The sequence below is a fragment of the Streptomyces silaceus genome, from assembly GCF_001419745.1.
Classification (GTDB): domain Bacteria; phylum Actinomycetota; class Actinomycetes; order Streptomycetales; family Streptomycetaceae; genus Streptomyces; species Streptomyces silaceus.
This window is the reverse complement of record NZ_LIRJ01000492.1, coordinates 1-5729: the sequence shown is the minus strand read 5'-3', so window position 1 is coordinate 5729 and position 5729 is coordinate 1. Positions and strand designations below refer to the sequence as shown.

The following is a 5729-nucleotide window of genomic DNA, read 5'->3' as shown; positions in this document are numbered from 1 at the left end:
GTCCGCCACAGCCGCCACCCCGCTGGCGGGCCTGGTGGCGGCTGTGGCGGACCTGGTGGTCGTAGGCGGTACGCGGACCCGGCCCGGTGGCCTGTGCGGGCCACCGGGCCGTGGGCCCTACTCCTTGACCACGGCCTCCGTTCCGCCGCCGAACTCGATGAGCAGACCGGACCGCAGCGCGATGGTCTTGCCGGGGTCCACGTCGCGCACGGTGCCGTCGTCCTTGCGGGCCGTCCACACGGACGACGTGTGGTTGGTCAGGCCGAACCGGCCGCGCTGCTGCGGGTGTTCGGTGACCTCGCCGACCACCGCGGTGAAGTCGTGGCGCTCGGGGTCGTCGCGCAGGTGATGGGCGTAGACCCGGGCGTTGGGGGCGAGCCGGATGCCGCGCCGGGTGCGCAGCGTACCCGTGCCGGTGACCAGTTCGAGACGGGGCGGCAGCGTCAGCGTGCGGCGGCACTTCCAGCAGTCCGGCGGCGCGCCGTCCGGCTGGGTCATGTTCTGCTTGCCGCAGACGCCGCACTGGGTGATGGAGTCGAGCACCTGGCTGAGCGCGTCGCGCCACTGCGTCTCGCGCACCCGCAGCTTGGGGCTGCGCAGCCCGTCCGTGAACGTCCGGATGAACAGGTCCCGCAGGATCTGCGGCAGCGCGCCCCAGGTCGCCTCGACGGTCGGCTGCTCGCCGGGCACCGGGCGGTTGCGGGTGTCGGCCGGGTCGTAGACGAAGACCGGGTCGGTGCCGTACAGGCGCCGCTTGGCGGCCTCGTCCATGCAGCGGATCTTCAGGGCCAGCGCGCCGTTGAACGGGTGGTCGTTCATCAGGAGCAGGAAGAGCAGCACGGCCAGGGAGTGCAGGTCGCTCTGCGTCCCGGGCTGATGGCCCTTCTCGCCGCGCACCAGCTCGGGCGCCATGAAGTCCATCGTGCCCGCGACGGCGGCCTCCGCGCCCTCCACGACGGCGTTGTCGTTGTCGCAGACCAGGACGTCACCGGTGCGCGGGTCGAAGAAGATGTTGCCCCAGTTGATGTCGCGGTAGGCGATGCCGCGCGAGTGCAGGGCGCGGTAGGCCTCGACGGTGTGCAGCGCCACGGTCACCAGGGTGCGCATGGTCGCGGCGGACACCGAGGGGTCGCGGCGGAACAGCGCGGGCAGATCGCAGAACCGCGCGGGCCGTACGTCCATGACGTACCCGAAGCCGGGCTGCCTGCCCTCGGGGTCCATCACGATGGAGCGCGGCCACAGGAAGCGGGGGTCGTCCCAGCCCTTGGCGATGAGCCCTTCGAGGATCTCCCGCTGGCGGGCGTCGGCGAGCTGGGGGTAGTACCACTTCACCGCCTGGTCGCCGGTGGGCGACGTGACGCGGTAGACCTCGCCCTGGCCGCCTGAGCCGAAGAGCTCGGCGACCTTGAGCTTCTCCCCCGACTCGGCCACCAGGGTCTTTCCGGCGGCGAGCATGCCGTTCACCATTCTGTTCCTCTCTGCCCTATCAGTCGTCGCTGCGCTGCGGGGGCGCCGCGACGGCGCCCACGAGGGTCGTGTCGTCCCCGGAGAACTTGGCGGCCCGCCCCAGCCAGTCCGGGAGCTGGTCCTGCACCGCCGCCACGCCCTGCTGGGCGGCGCGCTCGCCGAGGCCGGTGGCGAAGTCCAGGAAGCCCTGGTCGTCGGCGAAGCTCTTGGAGAGCCCGTCGGTGGAGAGCAGCACGCACGGCGGCGCGCCCCCCGTGAAGGGCTGCCAGTGCGAGCGCATCTTGCGCCAGGGCTCGGGCTCGCAGAGCGAGTCGGTCTCGTCCCCCATGTCCGGTCCGGTGGAGAGCGGGGTGTGCGGGGTGCCGTCGGCGTCCACGAGCACGACGTCGCCGTCACCCAACTGCCAGCAGAACAGCATGTGTTCGGTCAGTACGGCCCCGATGAGGGTACTGCCGTACGCGGCGAGGTCCGGCACCCCGGGCTGCTCCGGAGGCCGGATGCGGGCCGCCTCGCGCGGCGAACGGGCGCCGTGCGAGGGCGAGTTGCACTCGTGCACCAGGGCGCGCTCGTGCCAGCGGTGCCCCACCTGCTGCGGCAGCCGGCGCGCCTCCGCGCGCAGGGCGGGCCAGCCCGCCGCGTCCTCGCCGACGCGGACCGCCTCGTCCGCGAAGGCCCGCGCGCACGCCGTGAACTCCTCGACGGCCCAGCGCGCGCCGAGGTCGCTGCGGAAGTGCGCGGCGCTGCCGTGCCCGTCGGCGACCGCGAGGACGGCCGCGCGCCCCCCGGCCACGGGCAGGGCGGCACCGCGGTCCTGGCTGTACTTCTTCGCCACGCCCTTGACCGCGCCGCTCAGGAGTATCCAGTGCACCACTGCCCGTTCGGGTCTGGTCGTCGTCTCCGGCCCGGTCACCAGATGTCGTCTTCGCCCTTGGTCAGCGACGGCACGTCGATGGGCGTCGTGGGCTTGGAGCCGTCGTCGACCTTCGGCGTGGAGGCGTCCTTGACGACCGCGGTGGACATCCAGCGGATCGCGGCGGCGAGCTGGCGCGGGTTCTTCGCCTGGAGGGGCTCCAGTTCGGGGTTGCCGAGGAACTCCTTGAGCATGCTCTTGTCCGCGTCGTCGCCGATGGCCACGGCGACGCGCACCGCGCGCTTGCCCCACGGGGTGCCGTCGATGGCGCGCAGACCGGCACGCCAGTCGTCGGTGGGCTGGCCGTCGGAGGCGAGGGCGAGCACCGGCGGCAGGGCGCGCTGCGGCATCGGCGGGGTCTGCAGCGCGCCGGCCGCCAGCTTGAACGCGGCGCCCATGTCCGTGCCGCCGTAGATGTGGACGTCCTCCCACGAGAACTGGTCGACCGGGGTGGGCTCGCTGACGTGCCAGCTCGCCCCGCTGGCGAAGGTGATGGCGCGCACGAGCAGCGACGCCGCGGGGTTGGACTCGGCGGCCTGCTGCATCTCCGGAATGGCCTCGCGGATGGCGAAGTTCAGCTCGCCGATCTTGCCGTTCACACCCATGGAGCCCGAGCAGTCGAGCATCCAGATGAAGTGCACGGGACGGCTCGCCATGCTGCCGCCGGGGAAGTTGTCGGCGACGGTCTGTGTCGTGTCGCTCACGCTGGTCCTTTCGTGGGGAGGGTCGTACCGAGGTTCTCGGGGAGGGTCGTGCGGGGTTCGTGCGTCGCGGGCGATGGAGCGGGGGCCCGGAGCCGGCGGGAGGAGTCCCCCGCGCCCTCCGGGTCACCGTGCGGAACGGTCAGCCCTCCTTCTGGGCCACCCGATGGCGCCAGGCCGTCCATTCCTGTACGTCCTGGCCCTCGCGTTCGAGAACGGTGGCCACCTGCCCGAGGCGATGGTCGTCGAGCCGGGCGAGGACCGGCGCGAGGGCGTGGTCGAGGAGTTCCGCGGCCACCTCGCGCCACTCGGGGGTGACGCCGTGCCGCCGCCGGGGCCGCCAGATGTGGTAGTAGGCAGCCAACTCATGCGGCTTGTCCGGCAGTTCGCGCTCCATCCGCTCGCACTCCCGCCCGTCGAGGAGGTGGGCGCGGTAGGCCCGCAGCAGGTGGGGGCCGGCGATGACGAGGATCTGGAGTCCGTGCGCCTCGCGCACGTCGCGGGGGTTCGCCCCGGCGAGGGCGCGGCCCAGCCTCTCGTCGACGCCCTGCCGCAGGACCTCCTGAAGCGGCAACACCTTGCGGTTCAGCTCCCGGACGCGGCCGACGGAGGCCTTGCTCAGGGCCAGTCGGCCGTCGACGAGGTCCTGGGCGGTCACGAGGAGGTCGGCGGTGTCGCGGTCGCCGGCGCCCAGCTGGCCGTCGCTGCGCATGACCCTGGCGAACTCGACCAGCTCCGTGTCGCAGCGGTCCGGCGACCGGACCCAGCCCATGACGCGGCGGCCGAGGCCCGCCTCGACGATCAGGCGGGGCGTGCAGGTGCGGGCGACCCAGGGCTGTTCGGCCCGGTCCGGCGGGGTGTTGCGCCACACCAGGCGCCACAGGAGCTTCAGCGTCTTGACGTTGTCGACGCGGTTGCCGGGGAGGAGTTCGGTGAGCCGGTCGAAGAGCTGCGCGCCGCGCAGGTGGTCCGGGGGGCCGCTCCAGCGGGCGGCGGCCGCGGCGAGGCGGACGGTGAGCGGCGCGTCGTCGAGATGGCTCCACAGCCAGTCGCCCTGGGGGGAGTTGGCGAGCTCCCGCAGGCGGTCGAGCTTGCGCTCGGTGAAGTCGACGATGAGCAGGCGCAGCACCCGGCGCGTGAAGGCGACGTGATTCAGGTCGGTGAGGACCTGGACGGCGTGCCGGCAGTCGCGCCGCTCGGGGTGCAGCAGCGCGCTCGCGAGGCGGTCCATGGCCTCGGCGAGACCCGGGCCGCCGTCCGCGCCGACCGCGAGGGCCAGGCGCAGCGGCTCCGTCCATGCGGGGATGGCGTCGCGGAGGCGGGCGCGCAGGGCGTCGTCGGCGCGGGCGCCGTACTCCTCGCGCAGCTCCCGCCAGGCCTCCTGGCCGAGCGGCAGTCCTTCGAACGCGCTCAGGTCGGGCAGGGTGCCGCGGGTGCGGGCCGCGTCCAGCCGGCGCCGCACGAGGGCGAGGGCGAGCGGCCGGGCGGCGAGGGCGTGGTCGCCGTCGAGCCCGCGGCAGAGCCGGTCGAGTTCGTCGAGGGTGCGGGGGTCGGTCTCGCCCCTGCTCACGGACTGGGTGAAGGCCTCGACGACGGCGCGCAGGGAGTCGCCGCCGAGCCCCGCGAGATCGGCGCCGGAGGGGGCGGGGGCCGCCGTCCGCGGGTCGCCCTCGCTCTCTCCCTTCGCGTGCGCACGCCCCGTCGCCGCGCCCGAGATCAGCGGGATGAGGGCGAAGGGCCCCTCGGGCGCGGCCGCCGCGCCGGNNGCGCCGGGCTCGGGGCGCGGCGGATTGCCCGCGAGCCACCGCTCGGCCGTCAGCTGGGCCCAGGCGTCGAACTCGGCGGCCGGGCTCTCGGGACCGCCCGTGGCGTCGTGGACGCGGTACAGGTACTCGACCGTCGCGTCGTCGGACCGGTCGAACTCCACGTCCGGGCCGATGCCGATGATCTGCTGCGGCGCGCCGTGCGGGTCGGTGGTCCAGGTGGTGAACGTCAGCTCGGGTACGTACGCCTCGGGCAGCGAGGCGCAGGCGAGCGCGACCCAGCGGGCCACGCTCTCGGAGTCCTCCTCCACGAGGACGATCTGCCGGCCCGCCGGGTCCTCGAACAGGCGTCGCACATCGGTGAGGAACGGCGCCACGCGCTCGGCACGGGACCGCGCGAACTCCACGAGGATCTCGCGGTCGACGTGCGCCTCGGGCACGGGTAACTCGGACTCGACGAACCCGGCACCGAGCGTGTCCTCGGCGCCCGGCTCCCAGGTGTCCGAGCGCCAGGTGTCGATCGGCCAGACGGGTCCGGGTCCCGGGGTGTCGGCGCTCAGGTGCAGCGCCTCGACCCGCTGCCCCGGCAGGGCCGCGCACAGCAGCCGGCCGCCGTCCGGGAGCAGGCTGTAGCTCAGCTCGGACCCGGTGCCGATCAGACGCTCGACGACATCACTCAACCCGCCTTCGCCGGGCGCGAGTTGCTCTTCCCGCGGGTCTCCCGCGGCGGCGGGGACCAGAAAACGGGTTCCGGTGTCCGGCTCCTGACCGAGCCGGTAGCTGAGGCGACGGATGGCCATGCCACATTCTGACCAACCGCGGCACCGGCCCGCAGGCCGTCCGCCAAGTTCACCCCCGCCCCATGAAGCGCCGACCACCCCCGGCCGG

At 73.8% G+C, this 5729-nt stretch carries 5 protein-coding genes; all 5 read right to left on the bottom strand.

The features are described from left to right. Window positions 1-117: 117 nt before the first annotated feature. On the bottom strand, window positions 118-1467 hold the full coding sequence (locus AOK22_RS35080; protein ID WP_193433307.1) for a serine/threonine-protein kinase: 1350 nt from the start codon (window positions 1465-1467) through the stop codon (window positions 118-120). Between the two features lie 19 nt (window positions 1468-1486). Further along, on the bottom strand, window positions 1487-2335 hold the full coding sequence (locus AOK22_RS35075; RefSeq protein ID WP_157872383.1) for a protein phosphatase 2C domain-containing protein: 849 nt from the start codon (window positions 2333-2335) through the stop codon (window positions 1487-1489). Between the two features lie 38 nt (window positions 2336-2373). Then, window positions 2374-3033 carry a vWA domain-containing protein gene (locus AOK22_RS35070; RefSeq protein ID WP_055702750.1) on the bottom strand — a complete coding sequence of 220 codons (660 nt, stop codon included), beginning with the start codon at window positions 3031-3033 and terminating at the stop codon, window positions 2374-2376. Window positions 3034-3220: 187 nt separating this feature from the next. Continuing rightward, window positions 3221-4798: a GTPase-associated protein 1-related protein gene (locus AOK22_RS44090; RefSeq protein ID WP_425264108.1), complete on the bottom strand. Its 1578-nt coding sequence runs from the start codon at window positions 4796-4798 to the stop codon at window positions 3221-3223. Between the two features lie 46 nt (window positions 4799-4844). Continuing rightward, window positions 4845-5641, bottom strand: a 797-nt coding sequence (locus AOK22_RS42325; RefSeq protein ID WP_482255567.1) for a GAP1-M domain-containing protein, incomplete at its 3' end; no start/stop codon positions are given. Window positions 5642-5729: the final 88 nt, after the last annotated feature.